The 22,457-nt window shown below is 69.3% G+C and carries 19 protein-coding genes and 2 pseudogenes; 9 read left to right on the forward strand and 12 right to left on the reverse strand.

Translation table 11 applies throughout. The annotated features are described in order from the left end of the window. The first annotated feature begins 13 nt into the window (after positions 1–13). Complete coding sequence (locus tag AC0665_RS29970; RefSeq protein WP_478706183.1) at positions 14–568, forward strand: hypothetical protein; 555 nt, start codon at positions 14–16, stop codon at positions 566–568. 51 nt (positions 569–619) lie between these two features. Here the strand turns inward: AC0665_RS29970 and AC0665_RS29975 are convergent, their stop codons facing one another. The 5 genes and pseudogenes from AC0665_RS29975 to AC0665_RS29995 form a co-directional block, all read right to left on the reverse strand. Then, complete coding sequence (locus AC0665_RS29975; protein WP_478706184.1) at positions 620–2,158, reverse strand: NHL domain-containing protein; 1,539 nt, start codon at positions 2,156–2,158, stop codon at positions 620–622. Between the two features lie 436 nt (positions 2,159–2,594). After that, positions 2,595–3,644: a PLL family lectin gene (locus tag AC0665_RS29980; protein ID WP_478610252.1), complete on the reverse strand. Its 1,050-nt coding sequence runs from the start codon at positions 3,642–3,644 to the stop codon at positions 2,595–2,597. Between the two features lie 377 nt (positions 3,645–4,021). Continuing rightward, positions 4,022–5,041, reverse strand: a complete 1,020-nt coding sequence (locus AC0665_RS29985) for a hypothetical protein (protein ID WP_478706185.1) — start codon at positions 5,039–5,041, stop codon at positions 4,022–4,024. A gap of 264 nt (positions 5,042–5,305) precedes the next feature. Then, the gene (locus tag AC0665_RS29990; RefSeq protein WP_478511210.1) at positions 5,306–5,740 is read right to left on the reverse strand and encodes an antibiotic biosynthesis monooxygenase family protein; all 435 of its coding nucleotides are present in this window, start codon (positions 5,738–5,740) and stop codon (positions 5,306–5,308) included. A 33-nt stretch (positions 5,741–5,773) separates the two neighbouring features. After that, positions 5,774–6,085: pseudogene (locus tag AC0665_RS29995) on the reverse strand (RidA family protein); the annotation flags it as partial. 71 nt (positions 6,086–6,156) lie between these two features. Between AC0665_RS29995 and AC0665_RS30000 the strand changes: the two are divergent. Continuing rightward, the gene (locus tag AC0665_RS30000) at positions 6,157–7,143 is read left to right on the forward strand and encodes a LysR family transcriptional regulator (protein WP_478706186.1); all 987 of its coding nucleotides are present in this window, start codon (positions 6,157–6,159) and stop codon (positions 7,141–7,143) included. A gap of 52 nt (positions 7,144–7,195) precedes the next feature. On the opposite strand, the pseudogene AC0665_RS30005 reads toward AC0665_RS30000, so the two are convergent. Continuing rightward, a pseudogene (locus tag AC0665_RS30005) lies at positions 7,196–7,417 on the reverse strand (DUF3626 domain-containing protein); the annotation flags it as partial. 628 nt (positions 7,418–8,045) lie between these two features. On the opposite strand from AC0665_RS30005, the gene AC0665_RS30010 reads away from it, so the two are divergent. After that, positions 8,046–8,609 carry a DapH/DapD/GlmU-related protein gene (locus AC0665_RS30010; protein WP_478706187.1) on the forward strand — a complete coding sequence of 188 codons (564 nt, stop codon included), beginning with the start codon at positions 8,046–8,048 and terminating at the stop codon, positions 8,607–8,609. A gap of 62 nt (positions 8,610–8,671) precedes the next feature. Here AC0665_RS30010 and AC0665_RS30015 read toward each other — a convergent pair whose 3' ends face one another. From AC0665_RS30015 to AC0665_RS30030, 4 genes are all read right to left on the reverse strand, one after another. Beyond that, positions 8,672–10,078, reverse strand: a complete 1,407-nt coding sequence (locus tag AC0665_RS30015; protein WP_478706188.1) for an amidohydrolase family protein — start codon at positions 10,076–10,078, stop codon at positions 8,672–8,674. Positions 10,079–10,566: 488 nt separating this feature from the next. Then, positions 10,567–11,109, reverse strand: a complete 543-nt coding sequence (locus tag AC0665_RS30020) for a hypothetical protein (protein WP_478610257.1) — start codon at positions 11,107–11,109, stop codon at positions 10,567–10,569. Between the two features lie 46 nt (positions 11,110–11,155). Beyond that, positions 11,156–13,408 carry a hypothetical protein gene (locus tag AC0665_RS30025; RefSeq protein ID WP_478706189.1) on the reverse strand — a complete coding sequence of 751 codons (2,253 nt, stop codon included), beginning with the start codon at positions 13,406–13,408 and terminating at the stop codon, positions 11,156–11,158. 563 nt (positions 13,409–13,971) lie between these two features. Beyond that, a complete protein-coding gene (locus tag AC0665_RS30030) occupies positions 13,972–14,886 on the reverse strand; it encodes an MBL fold metallo-hydrolase (RefSeq protein WP_478706190.1) in 915 nt (304 codons plus the stop codon). A 399-nt stretch (positions 14,887–15,285) separates the two neighbouring features. On the opposite strand from AC0665_RS30030, the gene AC0665_RS30035 reads away from it, so the two are divergent. From AC0665_RS30035 to AC0665_RS30055, 5 genes are all read left to right on the forward strand, one after another. Beyond that, positions 15,286–15,495: a hypothetical protein gene (locus AC0665_RS30035; RefSeq protein WP_468414068.1), complete on the forward strand. Its 210-nt coding sequence runs from the start codon at positions 15,286–15,288 to the stop codon at positions 15,493–15,495. Then, positions 15,482–16,885 (forward strand): amidase, encoded by a 1,404-nt coding sequence (locus AC0665_RS30040; RefSeq protein WP_478706191.1) that lies wholly within the window; start codon positions 15,482–15,484, stop codon positions 16,883–16,885. The genes AC0665_RS30035 and AC0665_RS30040 overlap by 14 nt, the downstream gene beginning before the upstream one ends. Before the next feature lie 153 nt (positions 16,886–17,038). Further along, entirely contained in the window at positions 17,039–17,590 is a 552-nt protein-coding gene (locus AC0665_RS30045; RefSeq protein ID WP_478610305.1) for a TetR/AcrR family transcriptional regulator, read from the forward strand. Between the two features lie 260 nt (positions 17,591–17,850). Further along, positions 17,851–18,993: a hypothetical protein gene (locus AC0665_RS30050; protein ID WP_478610261.1), complete on the forward strand. Its 1,143-nt coding sequence runs from the start codon at positions 17,851–17,853 to the stop codon at positions 18,991–18,993. 159 nt (positions 18,994–19,152) lie between these two features. Beyond that, positions 19,153–19,533 carry a DUF3592 domain-containing protein gene (locus AC0665_RS30055; protein ID WP_478610262.1) on the forward strand — a complete coding sequence of 127 codons (381 nt, stop codon included), beginning with the start codon at positions 19,153–19,155 and terminating at the stop codon, positions 19,531–19,533. 138 nt (positions 19,534–19,671) lie between these two features. Here the strand turns inward: AC0665_RS30055 and AC0665_RS30060 are convergent, their stop codons facing one another. Further along, the gene (locus AC0665_RS30060) at positions 19,672–20,139 is read right to left on the reverse strand and encodes a hypothetical protein (RefSeq protein ID WP_478706192.1); all 468 of its coding nucleotides are present in this window, start codon (positions 20,137–20,139) and stop codon (positions 19,672–19,674) included. 452 nt (positions 20,140–20,591) lie between these two features. Here AC0665_RS30060 and AC0665_RS30065 point away from each other — a divergent pair, with 452 nt between their 5' ends. Next, positions 20,592–21,098: a MarR family winged helix-turn-helix transcriptional regulator gene (locus AC0665_RS30065; protein WP_478610264.1), complete on the forward strand. Its 507-nt coding sequence runs from the start codon at positions 20,592–20,594 to the stop codon at positions 21,096–21,098. Positions 21,099–21,130: 32 nt separating this feature from the next. Here AC0665_RS30065 and AC0665_RS30070 read toward each other — a convergent pair whose 3' ends face one another. Then, positions 21,131–22,339, reverse strand: a complete 1,209-nt coding sequence (locus tag AC0665_RS30070; RefSeq protein WP_478610265.1) for a PP2C family protein-serine/threonine phosphatase — start codon at positions 22,337–22,339, stop codon at positions 21,131–21,133. Between the last annotated feature and the right edge of the window lie 118 nt (positions 22,340–22,457).

Consider the following 22,457-nt stretch of genomic DNA (forward strand, 5'->3'; position numbering starts at 1 on the left):
AGGGGTGAGGACCGTGGTGTTCGACAACATCTTCAAGTCCGCGATCGATGGTGCGGGGCTGTTCTCGGTGGGCACCGACCGGCCCGGACCGGAGCCGGGTGCGGGCGTCGACTTCGAGGACGCCGACGCCGGCACGTACGACGACACGAGGACGAGCCTGTTCAGCAACGCCATCCACGGGGCCTCCTCCCGGGCGAAGGTTGTGCAGGAGCAATCGCCCGAAGCGCGGGTCATCCTGGGATTGCTCGGCTCCTTCATCCAGACCACTCAGGCATCGGCCGATACGCAGGCGCAGTACGCAGGCAAGGCGAGCTCGGTGTCCACCGCGGCGTCCAGCGGCATGCGGGATGCCCGCTCGAAGATCCCGGAGGACGACGGGCTGGAGAGGAACGAGGACCTGAAGGCGAAGCCGACGAGGAGCGATTACGCCACGCCTCCTCAAGCCCCGGAGACCCCCCAGGCTCCGCCGGCCCCCGCAGCGGCCAAGGCGGCCGCTGACACCCCGCGCACCCTGGGGGAGACCAAAAAGACCGAGGCGACCACCGAGGGCTCATCCGGTTCCCAGTAGCACCGAGCTCACGAGGGGGCAGGGGCGAGGCCGCCCCTGCCCCCTCGTGTGTCATACGGGAAGCAACTGCCACTGCCGGCCCCGCTGGTCGCCCTCCGCCCCGTCCTGCCTGATCGCCGCTCGCGCGTTGGTGTCGATCCCCAGCAGCAGGCCGCTGTTGCGGTTCGCGATCTCATACACCCGAGGACTGTCGGTCACAGAACCGACGGGGATGAGCCGCCACTGCTGATGGTGGGCGTCGGACCCCTCGTATTCGCGCTGCGCGACCACCGCGCCGACCGCCTCTTGTGCCCCGACCACCTCCAGGACCTTGCCGCTGCGCACGTTCTCGATCCGGTACAGCACATCGCCGTTGTCCTGGCCCGCCGCGACCATCCGCCACCTCTGGTGATCCCTGGCAACGGCGAGGGCCTGATGGACCTCGGCCCCGTCCGCGGTGGACTCACGCACGACCGCCATCCGCAGCCTGCTGCGGACACTGGCCCACGAGACCACCGTGCCCGACTCGGGCAGCCCGGCCGTCCTCGCCGACGCGACCTTCCGAATCCGGCTGTTGCCGTGGTCGACGATGTAAAGGGTGTCGACGCAGTCCACGGCGAGGCCGCTCGGATTCTTCAGCTGGGCCGAGGCGGCGGGGGCGCCGTCACCTCCGAAGGCCGCGGCGCCCGTGCCCGCGACCGTACTGATCTTCCCGTCGGCTGTGAGCTTCCGGACCCGATGGTTGTTCCACTCCGAGATGTAAAGGATGCCTGCGCTGTCCACCACCAGGCCCATCGGAAGGTTGAGCTGGGCGGCGGTGGCGAGACCGCCGTCACCGCCGTAGGTCGCCGCACCCGTGCCCGCGACGGTAATGATCTTCCCATCGGCCTTCGTCACCTTCCGGACCCGGTGGTTGCCGGAGTCGGTGATGTAGAGGTCCCCCGCACCGTCGACCGCCACCCCGAAGGGAGACTTGAGCTGGGCTGCGGTGGCGAGACCGCCGTCACCTCCGAAGGTCGCCGCACCCGTGCCTGCGACCGTACTGATCTTCCCATCGGCCCGAGTCACCTTCCGGACCCGATGGTTGTAGTAGTCAGCGATGTAGAGGTCGCCCGCGCTGTCCACCGCCACCGCGAAGGGGCCGCTGAGCCGGGCGGCGGTGGCCGGACCCCCGTCACCGCCGAAGGCCCCCGCACCCGTGCCCGCGACCGTACTGATCTTCCCATCGGCCCGAGTCACCTTCCGGACCCGATGGTTGCCGGAATCGGCGATGTAGAGGTCCCCCGCGCTGTCCACGGCCACCGCGCGGGGGTAGTTCAGCTGAGCCGAGACGGCAGAACCGCCGTCACCGCCGAAGGCCGCCACGCCCGTGCCCGCGACCGTGCTGATCTTCCCGTCGGTCGTCACCTTCCGGACCCTGTGGTTGCCGGAGTCGGCGATGTAGAGGGTGCCGGAGCTGTCCAACGCCACTCCGTTCGGGAGGTTCACCTGTGCCGAAACAGCAGGCTCCTTCTCCCCTTTGGGCGGCCCTGCGACCCCGGTCCCCACCATCGTGCTGATCCGAAGGGCGGAGTTCTGTTCCTCTGTGGCTGCCGCGTGGGCAGTGCTCATCGTTGTCCCTTCCTCGTTTCACCGACCGTCCACGACAGACGGTCGCGATCGGCTTTGGAGCGCTGTCTTGCCTTGAGGGGCCAGTACGATCACGTCCGCGTTCTGACCAGTGGCCGGACACCGCACGCGTCCGTAAGGGGCGTCCGGCCTGGATGTACGAACTGCGCAGGCTTGGTGCGGACCCGCTTGTACGAGTGCTGCGGGCGACAACCGGGGTATCCGCGACGAGACGCCATCCAGCCGAGGGACGGTCTGCGCCGGTCCTGATGTGCCGGCCTTACCGCTGCGACGCTCACCATGAGTGCGAATGGCCAGGCCTTACCGGCCCGCCGCTGTGACGAGCGTGGGCGGTAGACGCCCGTCGGGCCGGGGACGCTACCGGCCGTGCGCGCCTTCTCGACACGCGGCGCCGCTTCCCTCTCGGCCTGGCAGGGCTTCAGGCTTGAATGGCGTAACCGGCCGCCGGCTGGCCGAACATCTGGGCGATGTGCCAGACGGCGTGATCAGAGCCGTGAAAGAACACGTTCAGGCGCCCGTGACCGTCGGCCTCGACGACGGGTTCGCCGCCGATGTTCTGGGCGATCTTCTCGTGGGCGCTCCACTCCGCGCCGTTGACGACCGTCTGCTCGTTGACCCACAGGTGGCCGCCGCCCCAGTGGAAAGCGGCCAGCCGGGCGTCGGCGGCCCGGGCGACGGCCGGGTTTCCCGTCACGGTGCCGCCGAGGCTGGTCAGTACGGCCCATCCGTCGTAGTCATCGGTCTGCGGGAGGTGCCACAGGGCATCGTCGGTGCCCCGGAAGAAGACCTCCAGGCGCCCGTCGGCGTTGATGCCGATGACGGGGTCGCCGCCGATGTGCTGCGCGATGCGCCGGGGGTTCTCGAAGGCGCCGTTGGCGTCGTGCTGGCGGACGACCCACAGGTGACCGTCAGTGCCGCGGAAGAACACCTGCAGACGGCCGCGGGCGTCGGTGGCCACAGCCGGGTCGCCCGACATCGCGCCACCCAGACGGGCAGGGCCGGTCCAGTTGCCGTAACCGGACTTGGTGGTCTCCCACACATGCCACACAGCGTTGTCGGTGCCCCGGAAGAAGGCCGCCGGGCGCCCGTCGGCGTGCAGTCCGGGAACCGGGTCGCCGCCGATGCTGGTGGCCAGCGTCGCCCCGGGGCCGTAGCCGCCGTTGATGACCGTCTGCCAGGGGTGTTCGAGGTTGCCCTGCGCGCTTCTGAAGAAGACACCGATGCGCCGGGCGGCCGTCCGCAGGGCGGAGGGGTCGCCGGATAAGGTGCCGGCGCCCAGGTTCTCCCATTCGGACCAGCCGCCCCAGGTCTGCTGATGACAGGTTGACAGCGCGTTGTCCGCACGGCCCCTGATGAACACCTCGAGACGGCCGTCCGAGGAAGGCGCCACCGCCGGATTACCCGTCAGCTGACCGCCGAGCGTACTCACTGGACCCCAGGACATACCCGGCGTCGAAGGAACCGTCATGTTCTCCCCTCTCGTTTCACCCCCGCACCCTCAGCAGGGGCATGACCTTACGCACACGATCAACTACCCTTCGCAATCAACCGGCAGGCGGGTCTCTGGGTTCGTGACGAAGCGTCAGTCGCAGCCGGAAGCCCCGCGCCTACCCCAACGCCCCCCTGTACAGCCGCCCTTCACCACCCCATCCGCGTCGGCGACTGGGGGCGCGGCCTGGGCAGTTGGCGCCCTCGGGGACAGGATGAGCCTCAGGAGCCGATCACTTGAGCACCCAGTGCTCGATCTCCCCCAGCACCGTGAACCGGGCACTTCGCAGACCGGTGTCAGAGTTCATAAACGGCCAGCTGGAGGGGAGTTGGCCGACCGCAAGCGGTCGTTCCGTGTCAACGCGCGTCCCGGGTGGGACGGGTCCGCAGCCAGTACGAGCGCGCAGCGACGATCAGTGCGAGTCCATGGACGGCGAACGCCGCCAGGCCGATCCAGGCGACCAGCAGTGCGTCGCTCGAGGAGTGGAAGTCGCCTCGCCGCATCGTCACCGTGCCGATAGTGGCCAGAGTCGCGTAACCGACGCCGAGCACCCCGTACGGAGCCAGCGTGGCGGCGCCGACCAAGGCCGGTGCCAGAGGGAGCCAGCGCGGGACGCGCCGGCCGCGCAACCACAATGTCCAGCGTGGGAAGACCTGGCCCCACGGGCGGACCAGCCCCCACAGCAGGAAGACGCCGAGCGCGGCCAGCAGCACGGTGCCGTCCACGCCCCAGGACTCCAGGGTGAGCCATATTCCTGACGCTCCGTTGCGCTGGGAAACCGCGAGCATTTCCTCGCCGGTCATCCCGGCGAAGGAACCCCCCGAAGCCCAGATGAGCTTCATCGCCGCATAGGGGAGGAAGGCCACAGTGCCGGCGCAGGCGACGAGCTGGACCTGCCCCGAGGCGGCGGAAGGGGCCTGTGGGAAGGGCGCGGCGGGCAGCCCGGGGACCCGGGCAGTGGCCGCGAGCAGCACGACCCCGGCCGCTGCCAGCACGTGGTGCGCCGCGGCCACGCCGTTGTCCACCCCCTGCCCGAATGCCAGTGTGATGAGGTCCATCAGCAGGCCGAACGCGGCGATCCCGGCGAGAACGCAGACCACCCACAGCAGCACCCGCAACGCCGGCTGGAGCCCGTACCGCGCCACCGCTCCGCAGACCAGGGCCGCCAGTGCCCCCTCCCCCGCGACCCCCCAGCCCAGCGCTGTGGGTCCCGGGTGGCTGCCCAGGTAGAGCGGTGGCGTCCCGCTCAGCGCGCATGCCAGGCCGAAGCCGGCGTATGCCCCCGCCCACGCCGTTGCGGCCCGGCTCGCCCAGCACGGCCACCGCTGCCACCATGTGCGCCAAGGCGCCCTTGTCGTCCCCGTCCCATTGCCCATGCCCTGACGATCACATCGACCGCGGCTGCACGACATCACCTGCCATGACGAGCCGCATCCCCCGAACGGGTGAGCAGCCTCTGCGCCCGGGGTATGCCGAAGGGGCACCGCAGGAGATGTGCAGGGCGCGGGTCGATGCCTCGGGCGCGGTCATCTGGTTCTGCGGTCGGCCGAAGCGCCGCTCGCGCAGCGGCTCCAGAACAAAGTTCCACCTGAGCGCGGATGGCGGTGTGGCGGAACGGCCGCCGAGGTGGGCTGGGTTGGTCAGACTGTTGGTTTCTGTGGGACCTGCGTTCGCGTGAACCCGTGGCTGCGCTCCACTTTCGCCACATGCAGCGTGTAGTTCTGGTACCACTCGGCTCGCCCGCGCTGCTGCGCCGCGCGGTGCTCGGTGTTGGTCCGCCACTGCGTGAGGGCGTCCGCGTCACGGAAGTAGCTGACGGTGATGCCCAGCCCGCCAGGTGTCTGAGCGTGGTCCATCCCCAGGTACCCGGGGACGTCCTTCACCAGGTCTTCCAGGCGTGCGTTCGTCTCGCTGTAGCCGCTCTGGTCCTGAGTTCGCACCGTGGTGAAGACGGCCACGTAGTAGGGAGGTTCATGAGCTCCGACGGGCACGACAGGCACGTCCGACCGGTTGCTCGTGGCGCTGCCGTGAGGCGGGATACGCCGTCGCGCGTCCACCTCTATTTCGATCTTCATCCGCGGGTCGGCGAGATCGCATACGAGCATCGTGGCGGCCGGCCGAACATCGCCGAAGCAGCGGCGCAGGACCGGCCAGCAGGGTGCGAAGTCCTCGCGGTCGGGCAACAGGTAGCGCACGCGCACCACGTCGGCGAAGGTGCACTGCGCCTCGGCCAGTGCTGCCTCGACGTTGCGCAGGCACTGCTCGGCCTGCTCCACCACATCGTCGGAGATCGTCATGGTGGCGTAGTCGAACCCGGTCGTCCCGGACACATGTACCCGGTCCCCATCGACCACTGCACGGGCATAGCCGATCTGCTCCTCAAAGGTCGAGCCGCTGAGGATCGCGCGTCGCTCTGTCATGCGCGAACGCTAAATGGCCAGCACTGATACGTCTAATACGGCCGCATGCATGATCTGATATCTCTGGGCGTATGGAGCGCCCCGAACTTCCCCTCCCCCAGTTGCACGCTTTCGTCGTGCTCGCGGAGGAACTCCACTTCGGCCATGCGGCCGCCCGTCTGGGCATCGCCCAGCCGCCGCTGAGCCAGCAGATCCGCCGCCTGGAGGAAAAGGTCGGCCACGCGCTGTTCACCCGCTCCCCCGGACGTGTCGCCCTCACCCCCGCCGGCAGCGAACTGCTGCCGGCCGCCCGGCGGGCACTCACCGACCTCGCGGACGGTCTGGCCGCGGCCCGGGCCGTCGGCAGCGGCAGCGTCGGCCGCCTGCGGATCGGCTTCGCCGCCTCCCTCGCCCTGACGATCCTGCCCGGTTTGCTGCGCACCTTTCGTCACCAGTTCCCTGGCGTCCACCTGGACATCCAGGAGATGACCACCGCTCCGCAGATCGCGGCCCTGCATGACAAGACCATCGACATCGGGCTGCTGCGCGAACCCCCCACCGATGAAACGGAGCTCAGCTTCGGGACGGTACTCAGCGAGCCTTTCGTGGCCGTGTTGCCCTCCGCCCATCCTCTCGCCGGCCAACGGACCGTACGGCTTGCCCAGTTGGCGAACTCGCCCTTCGTGCTGCTGCCCCGACCGGTCGGCCCGCCGTTGTACGACCAGATCATCGGCCTGTGCAGCGCAGCAGGGTTCACACCGCAGGTGGCCCAACACGCCGTGGAGTGGCAAACCGTGTGCGCCCTCGTCGAAACCGGTCTGGGCGTGTCCCTGGCCCCGGCGAGCATCCGACGACTCCGTCTCAAAGGCGTCGCCTTCCGCAGGATCGAACCCGGCACCGCCCGCACACGGGTGGCCGTCGCCTGGCGCGAGGATGACCATAACCCCCTGGTCAGGCGCCTGTTGGCGACGATCAGCCAAAATCGGTCTTGCAGGCCTTCAGGGCCCGCCGCGGCCCTGCTCGCGGGCGACAGTCGGTCCGACTGCTCAACAGCCGCCGAACCCGACCATCCCGCCTGACCTCCGAACGGGACCAACCTCGACGCCGATGTGTCGGAGGCACCATGGCAGATCAACAGCCGCCGGGCTTCCCGAACCGGGCCAGGCAATGCCAGACCTTCTTGAGGTCCTGAAGAGCGTATCGGCCTGTGCGAGCAGCATCTCCGATAACCCTGGGAGTGAGCCAGCCGTCGTGAGCGATCGACACTCCCAGATCCACGTACTCCTGACCGCGATAGTGCGGATGGTGAAGCAGTTCAGCCACACCGAGCCGGAAACCGGGATGCCATCGTCGCCCACAGCACCACCCTGGCCCGGGCCGCCGACCGTCCGTGCTGGGGTGGTGGCGCCACCCGGCCCGCCCTCACCGCGTCCCCCTCCGCATCCGCATCCGCATCCGCACGGACGTCAGCGTCCAGGAGGTGCCGCTATGTCGTCGATCGTTCGGCGGACTTGCCCACGGGCGTGGAGGTGTCACTGGTCTCCGGACTCGCTGTGCGTCGACGTGAGCTCGAGGCCGTACATTCTGCGGAGCCAGCCGACGAACAGCCGGAGCACGATTCGGAAGACGGCCGCAGGGGTGCCACCCGTTGACGACCAGGTGGTGCTCGCTGCTCTGCGAGCCGAGTCGACGGCGAAAGGCCGGTGTGAGCCTATGCGGCCTGGCTTTGGGCCCGGCGGCGGCGAAGGTGCGCACGGCCCAGGCTTCCATGGGCACATCCTCGGCGAACAACCAATGGTTGATCATTCCCGCCTTGACCGTTGTTTGCTTCCGCTGTGACCGGCTCGCTTGGATGCTTCCGGGCAACGCCTGTTGATCGGCTGTCCGCGAAGACGGCTGCCGCCCGGCCACGTCGGCCCGAGTGTCCTGACCACCCCGAACACGCCTGACGTCCCGAACGCTTCGAAGCAAGGTAGCCACTATGCCCGAGCACGACCGTCTCTTCGTCCGCACACCTGAATTCGCGCGGGTGGCGGAGCGGACCAAGCACGTGACCGCACTCACGTCACGGCTCAATGTCCTGCCCTTCGACGACGTGGCCGGGCGCGCGGCCCTCCTGGCGGAGATCATCGGCAAGCCTGTCCCTGACTCCGTCACCGTCTATCCGCCCTTCTACACCGACCACGGGCTCGGCATCGAATTCGGTGAGCACGTCTTCGTCAACCAGGGCTGCACGTTCCTGGACCAGGGCGGCATCCGCCTGGGAGACGGAGTGCTGATCGGCCCGAAGACCAGTCTCATTTCCTCCGATCACCCGCTGCCCGCCGCCGAGCGGAGCCAGTTCATCACCCGGGCGCCCATCACCATCGAGACCAACGCATGGCTCGGCAACGCATGGCTCGGCGCGGCAGTGACCGTTCTCCCTGGAGTCACGATCGGCAGTGGTGCCGTGGTCGGCGCCGGAGCCGTCGTCACAAAGGACGTTCCGGCCAACACTCTGGTGACCGGACCGGCCGCGTTCGCGCGCAAACAGTGGAGCGACTGATCCGGAGGGCGACTGCTGCTCGCCGACGGCCACTCGTCGGCTTGACCGCCGCCGGAGGGCGGTCAGGGGTGTCCGCCGCAGCCGCAACCCGTCATGGTCGCCCCCTCCTGTGGCGGCAGGGCTTGTGCGGCGGCTTCTTCCACCGCCGTGAGCAGCCGGCGGCGTTCCTCCGGCGGGATCCACCTGCCGTCGACGACCACGCCGTGGATGCGGCGGGTGTTGCGGATGTCGCGCAGCGGGTCGGCGTCGAGGACGAGCAGGTCGGCGGCCTGTCCGCGAGCCACGGTGCCGACGGTGGGCAGGCCGAGGGTGCGGGCCGCGTCCCGCGTGGCCGCGCGCAGGGCCTCGGCCGGGGTGAGTCCGGCCGCCACGAGCAACGCCAGCTCGTCGTGGAGGGCGAAGCCCGGAACGAGGTATCCCGTGCCGGTGTCGGTGCCCGCCGCCAGCCGCACACCGGCGCCGTGTAGTTCGCTCACCAGCCGGAGCCGATGTGCGAAGATTCGGCGGATCTGCCGGTCCTGCTCGGGGGTGCGCCCGCCGGTCAGGTCCGACAGCTGGTCCGGCCAGCTCTCCACCTGCCAAGCGGGCAGGTACTTCCACTCCTCGGCCCGGGAGGGAACGTCGTCGGGCAGCTCCAGCGTGCGGTGCACGCTGAGCGTGGGGACGACTGCTGTCCCCTCGGCCGCCAGACTCCGAAAGAGAGCGTCCGCCCGGTCCCGGTCGTATCCCTGCACCGCCCGCCACTCGAGGGGATGCACCTGCCGGAACCAACTGTGGTAGCGGGACAGGCTGCTGGGATCGCGCGGGTCGATCCGTACGGCGGCCAGGCGGCGCCGTATCTCCTTCTCGTGCCGTGAGGTCGCCAGGAGCAGTGCGTGCAGGTGCTCGATGGTGCGGTGGCCGGTGGCGGCCGCCTCCGCGATCCGTACGGTGTCGGGGCAGTGCCCGAGGTGAGGGATGCCCTGGCGGCGGGCCTCGTCCGCGATCGCGAAGTAGGCCTCGCGGGAAAGGCGGGAGTACACCTTGACGAAGTCCGCGCCCTCGCGCTTGACCCGCCGTACAGCGCGCCGCGCCTCGGCCGCGTCGCGCACCTCGATGGTGGGGCCCACATCGGCCGCCCACAGGGAGGGCGTGCCGTCGACGATGGGGCTGCCGACCACCCAGCGGGGGCCGAGCAGCGCACCGCTGCGGATCTTCTCGCGCCACTCGTGGTGGACCGGCTGGCCCCGCATCTCCCGGACCGTGGTGACGCCGGCGAGGGCGTACAGCGCCGGGATCACCGTCTCCGGGCCGTCGCTGTGGGTGTGTGCCTCGATCAGTCCAGGCATCAGGAATTTGCCGCTCAGGTCGACGGTGGGCGTGCCGGGGCGGAGGCGGGTGCGTGCGCTCGGGGCGAGTCCGGTGACGCGGCCGCCCTCGACGACGACCGTCATGTCGCGGGTCGGGGGTGCTCCCGATCCGTCGATCACGGTGACGTGGGTGAAGGCCAACGGGCCGGTACCGGCGCCGTTTTCAGCCCTCACCTCGGTCGCGCGTGCCGTCCCGGCGGGCCCCGTGCTCGTGAGTGCCGCACCCGTGACGGCGGCGGCCCCGGCCATGAACCCTCGTCGGGCCATCCGGCGATGTGCCCCAACTGTCGCTTCGGACATGCTCTTTCCCCTCCCGCTGGTGAATCCGTCGGCCGTATCCACCGACCCCCACGACTCTGGCGGAAGCGGGGCGATAGGACAGTGCGGCCAGACCGTGTGTGTGAGGGTGTTGCTGGGACCACCGACCACCGGGGGCCTTACCCGGCGCTGGGGTTGCCTCCGTCCGTGCCTTCGCTCTTCGGGGCGGGTCCGGTCAGGCGGCCGGGCTGGAGATCGGAGCCCGCGGGGAACGTGACCGCTGCACCCGGGTATGCCTGAGGCCCGCACCGAACCTGAAGGTCGGCGCGGGCCCAGAGGCGTATCGGGCCTCAGTCCTGGATTTTCAGGGGTGGCCCGAGACGGATCTTGGAGACGCAGGCGAGTTCCTGCCGGTACTGCTCCTTGCCCTGCCGGTAGTAGTACCGGCACCCGGTGAGATCACCGGTGATCTTGCCGGTCACGCGGACGCGGGCAGCCCAGAAGACATCGCCGGCTTCGTGCGCCGGCACGACGGACGGCCGGTTGGAGTGGTCGGGCAGCGTGGTGAGGTCCGGTATGCCGGGTGAGCCGCCCACCGGGGAAGCGCTCAGCGGGTGTCCCTCCGTGTCTTCATGGCTCAGGGCTTTGTAGCCGACGATTTCGAGCCCTTCGGGCACGTGCGTGATCTCGCCGCGAAGCAGTGTCAGCGGCCGGTCGGAGAGGTTGTCGGCCGCGGGCAGAGCGACCCAGTACTCCTTCCCGACCTGCGCATGAGGGCTTGACACCTCGAGACCGGCCTGGATGTCGGCGTCGAGTGCCGTGCCGGCCCGGTAACCCCCCTGGGAGTCGTCACCGGACAGGAACCAGACGGCCACCGCGCTGGTGACGGCCACGCCGCAGGCCAGCCCCAGCAGAAGGCCGCGTTTGCCGCGCCTGGTCCTACTTGGAGTAGAAGACTCCGGCCTTGCCACTGCTGATGGAGCCATTCTTCCCCCATACCCAATGCTTGCCCGACCTGTTGCCGGCGGTGATCTTCTGCTTGTGGTTGGAGTCGTACCCCGTCTTCGCTCCCATGGAGACGCCGTAGAAGCTGACGGCACCACCGAACTTCACGCTCTTGCCTCGCGACAGCTGGGCGTTCCCGCCTGGTTCGAGGTAGTTGCGGTAGGCCTTCTTGGACCGGTTGAAGTTGGCGGATCCGTCCTTGCCGGACACGTCCTTGCCCACCTTGCCCAGCGCCCCGCTACCCGGCGCCTTGTAGCGCTTGGGCTCGATCTTGTACCAGGTGGAGCGGACGCTGCCGGAGCAGATGTACTGGTTCTTGACCTTCACATACTCGATCGGCACCTTGTACTGCTTGGCATAGTGCGGGCCCTTGTTGGTGTACCCGACGGAGATGCTGACGCTGTGGGAGACCTCCTTGGAGCCACCGAGCGTCCAGTTGCCGTTGCTCTTGACGGCCGTCTCGACGCTGGTGTTCATCGAGGATTCGTACTCGAAGGTGGCCTTCGCGTCCCAGCCGGCGTGGGACTCGCCCACCACTGTGTATTTGATCTTCGAGGCGACGGGCAGCCGGATCGTGTCGCAGGTGCCGGAGGCCATGGGGACGACGGGCGGTCGTACGGTCTCCGCACTGACGCTTCTGCCGTCGACGACATACGGGTCGTAGTCCGCCGGCAGGGTGCCGGTGTCGCTCTGCCACTGCGGATCCTCCCCGCCTGGAACAGCCGGGCTGTTCTCGACTCGGGCCGCATAGGTGTGCGCCTCGGTGCCCGCGGCGAAGGAATCCTTCAGATTGCCTTCGCCGTCCACGGTGTTGGGGACCAACTTGACGCTGTGGCCGTTGTCCGGGCCGGCGATGCTTGCGTCCACTGCCGCCTGGTCGGTGATGGCGGACAGGGTGTCCACCGCGAGCATCTTCACACCGCTGGTGGTGGAGCCCATCGCGACGGCTTCGAGGTTGAGGACCCCACCGTTGTCGTCCTTGGCCTGCTGCACCGCGGCCGGAAGAGTGCCGGGCAGAGTGAGGGACCAGGAGCCGTCCGCGCCGGTGGTCGTGGTGCCGACCACGGTCTCCTTCGTCTCGCTCGTCGCGTCGATGCCGACGTCGGGCGCGGTGACGGTGACCGGAAGGCCCGGAGCAGGCTGACCGTTGCCCAGGGTGAACGTGCCAGTCACGGTGCGAGACGGCGGCGCGATGGCGTCATCGGCCGACTCCCCCGCGACGGGGTCGCCGGTGTCGTCCGGCGGGGTGCCGAAGTAAGGGGCTACAGAGGGATCGGGGTCGGTCAGACAGGGTCCGGCATCGGCCATGACGTCGCCGACGATACCGGCGCGCACGTCGTCGTCGACCTGCGTCCAGGGACCGGTGGTGTACGTACGGACCTGGCCCGTGGTGTCGGGGTCGGCGGTGACGGACTGGGTGCTGACGGCCCCCGGACCGGATGCCCATGCCTGCGTGGCGTCGACACCGGTGGCGATGTCGGTGGTGCCCCACAGCCTGACCGTGGAACCGGTGGTGAGGTCGACCGGCAGCAGGACGCTTTGCCGGACGGTTCCGTCCTTCAGCCACTGCACGGTGGAGTTGACCATCCAGGCGTCGTCCGAGGCGCTGATCGCCGTGGTGATGGACGACTTGGTGCCGTCGATGACGCGGGTCAGAGTGCCGTCGCCGGTCGCCGGGCTGGACTGTTTGTAGACGTCCATGGTGCCGTCGGAGGCGAACACCAGGAACCACTGGCCGTTGGTCAGGATTCGCTTCGCGGACGACCAGTCGAAGCTGTAGGTCTTGACCGGGGTCAGCAGGCTGCCGCCGGTGGCGGTGTTGTCCTTGTACGCCTTGACCTGGCCACCGATGGTGGCCTCGTACAGGATGCCGTTGCCGCCGCCTGTGAACACCTTGCTGGTCATCGGCAGGCTCGCCGTGTTCAGCGTGTCGAGGAGCACGGCGTCGGTGCTCTTCGGGCCCCACTCCATGTATTTGTGGAGGACACGCTTGGAGGCGATGTTGGCGGTGGTGGCCGGTTCCCAAACGTAGGTGGGGACCGAGTAGGTGGTGCAGTCACCGTCCGCGGCGGCAGCCGGCTGGGCGGGTGTGATGACCTGTGGCGCAATGGCCGCGCCGACCACGAGGACGGCGCATGCCGTCCAGGTCGCGCGGGACGCTGAACGCCTGGTCTGGCCGATGGCCATGGAGCCCCCTGTTGGTTCACTGCGCTGCCCTGTGGGCGCCGCGCAGGCGGTGCGAACGAGCTAGTCAGGCTCGCGATAGGCGGATCCAATCACGGCATCTCAGACAGCAAAACGGAGTTATGGAGTCCGATTGCAGTCCTAGATCGCCCTATGTGTTCGCGCCATGCCCAGTATGTGGAGGACATGCGTTGAGCTTCGCTTGAGCTGCGGCATCGGCTCTTTACCGATCCTTGCCGCATTCATCTCCTTCTTGATCGACTAATGAGACGAGAACGAGACCGGACGATTGCGATAGCACACCGAGTCGGCCCGCCGCGCCGCGCATCACTGGATGGGGAGCGGGGGCGGAGACCTGCGGGGAGCGCGGGCGGGCGCCCTCCGGACGCCTGCGTTCGATCGGAGCTCTGGAACTCCGGCGACGACCCGGCCGACGGCTGCACCACCCGCGACGAGAGGCAGACGTTCCTGATAGGCGAAGGAAGATCACCTCGCCACGGGAGCACTCTCCGGGACTTGCCCGGCCGTGCGGAGGGCCGACCGGACAGGGGCGGCCCGACACCGGATCAGTGCGAGCCGGCGGGGACGGGCAAGAGCCGGTACGCGCGCTCGTGGGTGACGACACGGCCGGCGGTGGGGGGTGCGAAATGGGTGCCCAGGACAAGGGTGTCCGTGTCGGCGAGTGAGCCGAGCAACGTGCGACGCGAGACCTCGGACAGGTCGGGCTCGATGTCGACGCAGGCCCCGATGGCGGGGTGAGCGAGCTGGACGGGGTGGTGGATGCAATCCCCGGTGATCAGAGCCGTCTCTCCGCGGCTGGTCAGTTCGAGGGCGACGTGGCCGGGGGTGTGCCCGGGCGTGGGGATCAGACGTAGGCCCGGGATGACCTCGACGCCATCGGCGGAGACGTCGACGAGGTCGAGCAGCCCCGCCTCCTCCACGGGGATCACGGAGTCGCGGAACATCTGCCGGCGCGCCACCTCCATGTCATACCCGGCCCAGAACTCCCGTTCGGCGCGTGAGGTGATGTAGCGGGCGTTGGCGAAGGTGGGGACCCACTCTCCATTCACCTCGCGGGTGTTCCAGCCGACGTGGTCGGCGTGCAAGTGGGTGAGGATCACCAGGTCGACGGAGTCCGGGGGGAACCCGGCGGCGGTGAGGCGCTGAAGGTAGTCAGTGTTCAGGTTGTGCCAGGCGGGGTTGGCCCGTTCCTTGCCGTTGCCGATGCCGGTGTCCACCAGGACGCGCAGCCCGGCGACCGTGAACGTGAAGCTGTGACTGTGGATGTGCAGGATGCCCTCGTCGTCGGCGAAGTGGGGGCGCAGCCAGTCCTGCCCGGCGACGACGTCCGGGGTGGCGCCGGGCAGCAGCCACGGTCCGGTGGCTGGCGGCAGGAGAACCTCGTCGATGCGGTGGACGGTGACGTCGCCCACGCTCCAGGAGGGTAGGGCGGTCGGGTCGGTGGCGGGTGCGGTGCTCATGAGCGGTCGTGGCCTTGTGTCTCGTTACGGAAGGTCGTCTTGTGCGCTGTGGGTTGCCCTGCGTCTTCACATGGCGAGTGCCGTCGGGACCGCGGCGGCGAGCAGGGTGGGGACGAGGGCGAAACCGGGGGCGTCGGCGTACCGGATGCCGCGAGGAGGGCGGCCGGGATCGAGGCGTCCGGGATGAAGGACGGCGCGCGGCCGGCGGTCTGGGCCGGGGGCTCGCGGATGGCCGGGTTGCGCAGGTGCGCGGAGTGTGACGGTGGGCATGGGACTCCTCGGAGCTAAATGCAATGAGTTTGCTTTAAGGCACAGTAGGACCTAGGGTCGACTAAGGCAAAGCCTTAGCTTTTGTCATCAATGTCGCCCCGCCCTCCAGCTTCTGACGAGAGAACGCCCATGGCCTCCGCTGAACTCACCCCGCCGGAAGCGGCCCGCTGGGCCGCCCGTGCCGGGCTCCCACTGCCTGGCGACCGTCACGTTGCGGTCGCAGCCACCGCCAACCACATCCACTCTGTCGTCGCGGTCCTGCGGGAGCTGGACTTCGGGGACACCCCGCCCGCCCCCGCCTACCGTGCCGAACAGGAGAACCACGATGCAGCCGTATGAACTGCCCCTGGCCGCAGCCGCCGAGGCGATCCGGGTTCGGCGGCTGTCTCCCGTCGAACTGGCGGACTCCGTCCTCGAGCGCATCGCACAGGTGGAGCCGCACCTTCAGGCCTACGTCACCGTCGCCGCCGAGCACACCCGGCGGGCCGCACACGAAGCCGAGAACGACATCGCGGCCGGCCGCTACCGTGGTCCGCTGCACGGCATCCCGATGGGGCTCAAGGACCTGATCGACGTCGCGGGCGAGGCGACATCGGCCGGCTCCCGGGTCCGTGCCGACCATCGCGCGCAGGGCGACAGCACCGTCGCCGCCCGACTGTCGGCCGCCGGAGCCATCCTGGTGGGCAAGACCCACACCCACGAGTTCGCCTACGGGTTGATCACCCCGCAGACCAGCAACGCCTGGGACGCGGGCCGGGTCGCGGGCGGCTCCAGCGGCGGATCCGCCGTCTCCGTCGCCTCGGGCACCGCCACCTTCACCCTGGGCACCGACACCGGCGGATCGATCCGGGTGCCCGCCGCGCTGAACGGCGTCGTCGGCCTCAAGCCGACCTACGGCCTCGTCCCCCGCCACGGCGTCACGTCCCTGTCCTGGTCACTGGACCACGTCGGCCCGATCACCCGCACCGTCGAGGACGCGGCCCTGGTCCTGACCGCCCTGACCGGACACGACCCCGGAGACCCCGCCTCCCTGACCACACCCGGCACGGACTACCTGCCTGCCTCGGATGCGGACCTGACGGGGCTGCGCGTGGGCGTGCCGCGCAACCACTACTTCGACCACGTCGACGGGGAGGTGGAAACCGCGGTACGGCGCGCGATCGACCAGCTGCGGGCCCTCGGTGCACGCCTCGTCGAGGTCGAGATCCCCATGACCCGCTACATCCAGGCCACCCACTGGGGCCTGATGGTGCCGGAGGCGACCGCGTACCACGAGAGCACCCTGCGCACGGTCCCCGAGCTCTACGGGACAGACGTCCGCACCCTCCTCGAGGCCGGTGAACTGATGCCCGCCGGGGACTACCTGCGCGCCCAGCGCTCCCGCACCCTCATGCGGCGGGAATGGGCGCGCATGCTGCGGGAGGTCGACCTGATCGTCGCCCCTACCGTCCCGGCGACCGCGGTCAAGGCCGGCCAGGAGACGATCACTTGGGCCGACGGCACCGTCGAGGGCGTCTCCGACGCATACGTCCGTCTCTCATCCCCGGCCAACATTACCGGGGTGCCGTCCCTGTCCGTCCCCGTCGGCCGCGATGCGGCGGGCTTGCCGATCGGCATGCAGCTGCTCGGGCGACCGTACGGTGAGAGCGTGCTCCTGCGAGTCGGCCATGCCTATGAGCGGACCCAGCCCGTCCGCGAGCTCGCGCACGCAGCGCGAACGGGCGCTTGAGCCGGCCTCACCACTGGTCGGACCGGAAAGCGCCGTTCGGCTGCGACGGCCTGGTACCGGAAGAAGAAGACTGCCGCATGGAGGTCGGTGACGCCCTGGCGCGCGGTGTAGACGCAATGGCTTTGCTTTAAGGTGGGTTCCGTGAGCAGGCAGATGGTGCGCCCTGGGGGCCGCAGCGCCCGGGTTCAGGCATCGGTCCACACCGCTGTACGCGAACTCGCGTCGGAAGTGGGCCGGGACGCGCTGACCGTACCGCTGGTCGCGCAGCGCGCGGGCGTGACGCCGTCGACGATCTATCGCCGCTGGGGTGACCTGCAAGAGCTGCTGTCGGACGTGGCGGTCGAGCGTCTGCGGCCCGAGGCCGCCCCCAGCGATCACGGTGCCGTGTCGTCCGACCTGACGGCCTGGGCCGAGCAGTTCCTCGACGAGATGTCCTCCCCCACCGGCCGGGCCTACATCCGCGACGCCCTGCTCGGCGACCCGGACGGCAGTAACGCCGGCCAGTGCTCTGCCTACGCCGCCGACCAGATCAGCGTCATCCTCAGCCGAGCGGCTGAGCGTGGTGAGAAGACGCCCGACGTCGAGGCGGTCATCGACGGCGTCGTCGCGCCCATGATGTACCGCATCCTCTTCCGCCCGAACGGACTCGACGCCGCGTACGCGCACCGACTCGTCGCAGAGGTCCTCGGCCAGTCCGGCCCATGACCGGGTGACCGCACCGGTGTGCTCCGCCGGCAGCGCCCGCGTTGGCCGTGCCTCAAAGGCCGGCAGGACCTCGCCGGGTCACCAGTTCTCCGACGGAAGATCCCATGGGCGTGCCCGGGGCGCACCGCCCTCTGAATGTCTGATACATCTGAGGCCGTTGTGCCGTTGTCATGCATCCGTCGGCCAGACGGATGGAGCCCGCACGTGTCTGCGCGCGGGGCCGGGGGTCCGCGCACGCGGGCGGATGGGGGAAGAAGTCAATGACGTATCGGCGTGTGCTCGCACCCGCGGCCTTAGGCGCACTCTTGCTGGCGGGGCTGCTGTGGTGGGCGGGGGCCAGCGCCCACGCACTCAGCCTGCCCGGCGCCACACGGTTCTTCGGCCCCGACCAGGCGAATCGCCTGGCCGCGTGGACGATGCCCTGGTCGACCGACTCCCCGTCATCAGCCCAGTTCACCGACCCCGTAGGCGCACCCGGCCATGGCGCGGACTACACCGCCCTGAGAGAGACCGCCATGCGGGTGCGCTACGCCGCGCTCGTCCTGTTCTTCGCGTGCGGCGCTGTGCCGCTGCTGCGCCGGCTGTCGGACCGTGGCGCCGGACGCGCGGCCGTCGCCGTGGCGGCCCTGTGGGGCTGGGGAATCGTTGCGGCCATGCTCGCCGTCGCTGTGTCAGCGCCCTGGATGGTCGCTTCCGGTGGCTCTGCCGCGTTCCGGCTGCTGCCGGGTCTGGCGAGTGCCATGTCCCAGGGCCGCGAACTGCCGGTGGGTGCCGCCCTGGTCGCCGCCGCGGGCGCCGTCGGCCTCATGACCTTGCTGCGGCCCGGCGTTGAGCCCTCACCTGGCCGGTCGGCGGTTACCCCGGCCACCGCGCGGCTCGCCGCGACCGTGGGCACCGGCGTGGTCGCCGTCGCCCTCGTCGCCCTGTCCAACGACCGGGTGGCCGGGGGGATCCAGACCGGGGTCACGGGCAACGGGCGGCTGTCCGAGCCCGGTGATCTGCTGCGGCAGTGGGTGCAGCTCGGCGTCTGGACCCTGCCCTCCGGGTCCGCTCCTGGGCAGTGGCTGCTGTACCGGCTCGGCGACGTGGCGCTGCTCGCCCTGGTCTGGTGGGGGCTGCGGCTGCTGCCCGTGTTGCTCGACCGCGTCACCTACCCCGCCTACTCGCTCGGCGCTGTCGCCGCCACCACCCTGGGCGTGGTGGTGAGCGAAGTCTGGCGCTCGCTCCTCTCCTACCAAGGCAGCACCGGTGGGCCCCTGCTCTATTACGTCTCCGTGGGTTCAGGTGTGTCGGCGGCGCTCGTCTTCGGGACCGTCGCCGGTTGCGCCGGCACGATGACCATCCGGATCCGCAGCCGCGCGCAGCAGTCCGCTCCGGCGACGCCGCAAAACCAACCGGTCTGATTCGGCTGGCCGAACGACGTGCCCCGACAACTCACAGGGCGCTGCCGACGCCGGTCGTGGTCAAAGTGACACGGGCTGGTACGGGTAGGTTGGCCGCGGCCCGGGCGGGGGGATCGGCTCCGGGTGAGGGAATCGCCCCACAAGGGACAAGGACGCGGAATGGCCGGGCTGATCGGTATCGGGGTGCTCTTGTTGCCGTTCGGGCTGCGCATTTGGTACGTCGAACGGAGCTTGAGGCGCAACGGGGTGCGGGTGGTCGCGAGGTGCATCGACCGGGTCTACGAGGGGGACAGCGTGGATCCCAAGAGTGTGTTGTGCGAGTACTTCGCCGAGGACGGCCGCCGGATGCGTTGGATGGTGGGCGGCGCGCCCGACTTCCCTGAGGTGGGTGACCGGGTGGAGCTGATCTACGACGCGCGCTACCCGACTCACGCGGAGCGGTGGACGGAGAAGAGGTTCCCGATCACTCTCGGCGTCGGCTGGACATCCCTGGCCGGCCTGTTGATAGCCGCGGGAACGCTGGGAGTACTTCTCACCTGAGGCTACGGGGAGCACACGTGTTGTCGCCGAGGCTCTGCATGCTGCTTGGAGCTGACACGGCATGAGACACGGGCGTAGTGCAGCTTGTAGTGCCCGTGAATCGATCATGGTGGGTCATGCGACAGTTCACAGTCCGCGCTACTGGTGCGTTTCGGTGGCAAGAAAGTCTCGCGCAGCAGAAATGACCTGATCGCGGATGCGCTGCCGGTCCGGATCTTGTCCGTTCAGTAGGTCAAATACTCTCGCCAGGTCAACGATGGGTTGCAGTACCTCGGGGTAGTCGAGCTCGGCCGCAGACTCCTGATAGATCAGCTTGACTCCCTGGTCGGGATCGATGTGGCACGCCACGATTTGTTCGGCCCACCAACGGGCCGCAGTCCATCGCGCCTTGGCAAGGTCTTCCGAGGCCAGCGGCAGCAGACTCAGCTCTTCCAGCACCAGGTCGAACAGCTCGCGAGCCTGGGGGTACTCACCGCGCGCCAGGCCGGCCAGCAGGGGAAGCGAGGGAGCCTCGATGCCGGCCATAAGGGCGTCCAGGCCCAACTGGACCAGGTAAGCGTCCGAGGGGCGCTGCCAGGGGGCCAGGGTCAAATCTGCAGCGGCCATGCGGAGCAGGCTGATCGCTACTTTTGCGTCCACAGTGTCGCCCCCCGTCAACTTTCCGTAGAGGAAAGTCCTATCACCGAGAGCAGGGCGGTTGATCAGGTGGCCAGCAATGCGCGTTTGCGTACCAGGCTGAAACCGGCTCGGCCGAACATCTGGCGCTTGAGCATCTTGATCCGGTTGACATGGGCTTCGATGGCGCCCGGTGAGCGTGACCGCGAAGGAACGGGCGTGACGGGCGAGCGTGGTCAGCTCAGGGCAGGGCGTCTGAACCGGGGATGGCCAGACGAGCACGCCACTGCTCCCGGCCGCCCCCAGGAAGGTTCGCAAACGACGGCACGCAGATCCTCGTCGTCATCGTCACAGGTAGGGCGGCTTGCTCCGCGGCTCTTCGGGTACAGCGATTGAATGAGCGGGATGCCCGCTGCCCGGAGTTTACTGAAAGAGACACGTTCGTGACCCACCTCGGCGGCCCCGGCGACGATGACGCGGCGGGACCGTGTGATGGCCCTGAGGCCGTCGCACGGGAGATCGCCGACGCGGTGGACTGCCTGACGAGTCTCTGGTCGACGGCTGCTCAGGGAGCGGCGTTGCGGTTGTCCGTGCATCAGTTGCGAGCGTTGCGCGCCTTGGAGGCAGCGCCGCATCTGAACCTCACGGCCTTGGCCGAGCGCTTGGACATGGGGCTTCCCACCGCCAGCCGCTTGTGCGACCGCCTGGAGGCAGCCGGCCTGCTGGAGCGGGCGCATCACCCTCGTAATCGCCGGGAGGTACGGCTGACTGTCACCGCACAGGGCCAGCTGGTCCTCGATGATGTGGCGGCGCGGCGTTCCATGGCGCTTGCGGCGGCTTTGACCGCTATGGCACCTGCTGAGCTCCTCGTTCTCAGGCGCGGAATGAAGGCGTTTCTCGCTGGTCAGGACGCTTCACGGCCCCCGACCTCAGGGCTTGGAAGACCTTAAACCGTAGGCCGGCCCAGGCAGCGCCAGAAGGCTCACCCCGCGGGCTGCGGTTCGCGTGCGGCGCCGACGTCGCGGCCTTTCCAGTCCAGGCAGACGACGGCGGCGTCGGCGGTGAGGTCCTTGCTGCCGAAGTGGGTGATCAAGCCGGAGACCACGGAGCGTGCCGTTTCGTGCGGAGGCGTCAGTCGGGTGGCGCTGAGGGTTTGTCGCAGGGCTCGTTCCCCGAAGAGTCCTCCGTCCTCCGCGCGGGCGCCGTGCACACCGGTACTGACCACGATGAGACGGTCGCCCGGCTCGATCTGGAACGCCTGCTCCTCGTAGGGGGTCTCTTCGAACATGCCGAGCGGGAGCTGAGCCTCCAGCTGGATCTGTTCGATGGTGGAGCCGCGCTGGCGGAAGAGCTGTGGGGACCCGGCGTCGACGGCGTGGACGGTCCCGGTGTCGAGGTCGAAGTGCAGGAGCAGGGTGGAGGCGTAGACCTTGCCGCCGTACTGGGCGTAGACGGCTTGGTCTGCCAGGCATGCCTGGTCGGCGAGGCCGATGCCGGCGCGGCGGGCGTTGCGCAGCGCGCCGACGGCCAGGCTGGTGAGCAGGGAGGCGTCTATGCCCTGGCCCATGCCGTCGGTGACGGTGAGGGTGAGGTGATCTGCGCTGGTGGACCAGTCGAAGTTGTCGCCGCCGATGGCGTAGGCGGGCTCCAGGTGGGCGCCGATGACGTACTCCTGGCGGGCGCACCCCCGGCCGGGGAGCAGTTGCCACTGCATTTCCGCGGCGAGGGTCAGGCGCCGGGTGCGGCGGGCTTGCAGGTACAGGTCGGTGTCGCGGCCGGCGGTGGCGACCTCGTGGGCGAGTGCCGTCGCGAAGTCCCCGAGCCGCAGCACCGTGGCCGGGTCCACGGTGTCGGAGGGCAGGCGGACACAGAGCACTCCCAGCCGGTCGCCTCGCACGGTGAGGGGCAGATGCACCAGCCCGGAGGCCGGATTTCGAGTGATCTCGACGACTGGCGTCTGGCTGACGAAGGCGCGCCCGGCGGGACCGTCGTGGGCGGGGACCGGTTCGCCGGTCTGCGGCAGGTGGGTGACCGGTTGCAAGAGCGTCAACCCGTAGTCGGCCAGCAGCAGGGTCACCTCCTGGGCTGCGACACGGTCGGCCAGCAGGCGGCCGGCCGTGGCGACCAGGAGGTGGGGCGGAGCGGCGCGCAGCAGGCTCTCCACGGACGCGACCGGGTCAAAGGTGTTCATGGCATCTGCCTCTCCGCTGGTGTTTCCACGCTATCGCGGTGGCACCGCGGCGAATCGGTCTCAGGGCACAAATGTTCGGCCCCGACCGGCCGGGCTTTCTGGCTGCTGCCCTGATGGT

The organism is Streptomyces sp. NPDC043685 (assembly GCF_056436585.1).

Coding starts and splice junctions, on each gene's coding strand:
- AC0665_RS30060 (WP_478706192.1), bottom strand. CDS start 20,139: ATGGCCGCTGCAGATTTGACCCTGGCCCCCTGGCAGCGCCCCTCGGAC.
- AC0665_RS30025 (WP_478706189.1), bottom strand. CDS start 13,408: ATGGCCATCGGCCAGACCAGGCGTTCAGCGTCCCGCGCGACCTGGACG.
- AC0665_RS29990 (WP_478511210.1), bottom strand. CDS start 5,740: ATGAAGATCGAAATAGAGGTGGACGCGCGACGGCGTATCCCGCCTCAC.
- AC0665_RS30070 (WP_478610265.1), bottom strand. CDS start 22,339: ATGAACACCTTTGACCCGGTCGCGTCCGTGGAGAGCCTGCTGCGCGCC.
- AC0665_RS30030 (WP_478706190.1), bottom strand. CDS start 14,886: ATGAGCACCGCACCCGCCACCGACCCGACCGCCCTACCCTCCTGGAGC.
- AC0665_RS29975 (WP_478706184.1), bottom strand. CDS start 2,158: ATGAGCACTGCCCACGCGGCAGCCACAGAGGAACAGAACTCCGCCCTT.
- AC0665_RS30050 (WP_478610261.1), top strand. CDS start 17,851: ATGACGTATCGGCGTGTGCTCGCACCCGCGGCCTTAGGCGCACTCTTG.
- AC0665_RS30000 (WP_478706186.1), top strand. CDS start 6,157: ATGGAGCGCCCCGAACTTCCCCTCCCCCAGTTGCACGCTTTCGTCGTG.
- AC0665_RS29980 (WP_478610252.1), bottom strand. CDS start 3,644: ATGACGGTTCCTTCGACGCCGGGTATGTCCTGGGGTCCAGTGAGTACG.
- AC0665_RS30035 (WP_468414068.1), top strand. CDS start 15,286: ATGGCCTCCGCTGAACTCACCCCGCCGGAAGCGGCCCGCTGGGCCGCC.
- AC0665_RS30055 (WP_478610262.1), top strand. CDS start 19,153: ATGGCCGGGCTGATCGGTATCGGGGTGCTCTTGTTGCCGTTCGGGCTG.
- AC0665_RS29985 (WP_478706185.1), bottom strand. CDS start 5,041: ATGGGCAATGGGACGGGGACGACAAGGGCGCCTTGGCGCACATGGTGG.
- AC0665_RS30045 (WP_478610305.1), top strand. CDS start 17,039: ATGGTGCGCCCTGGGGGCCGCAGCGCCCGGGTTCAGGCATCGGTCCAC.
- AC0665_RS30010 (WP_478706187.1), top strand. CDS start 8,046: ATGCCCGAGCACGACCGTCTCTTCGTCCGCACACCTGAATTCGCGCGG.
- AC0665_RS30040 (WP_478706191.1), top strand. CDS start 15,482: ATGCAGCCGTATGAACTGCCCCTGGCCGCAGCCGCCGAGGCGATCCGG.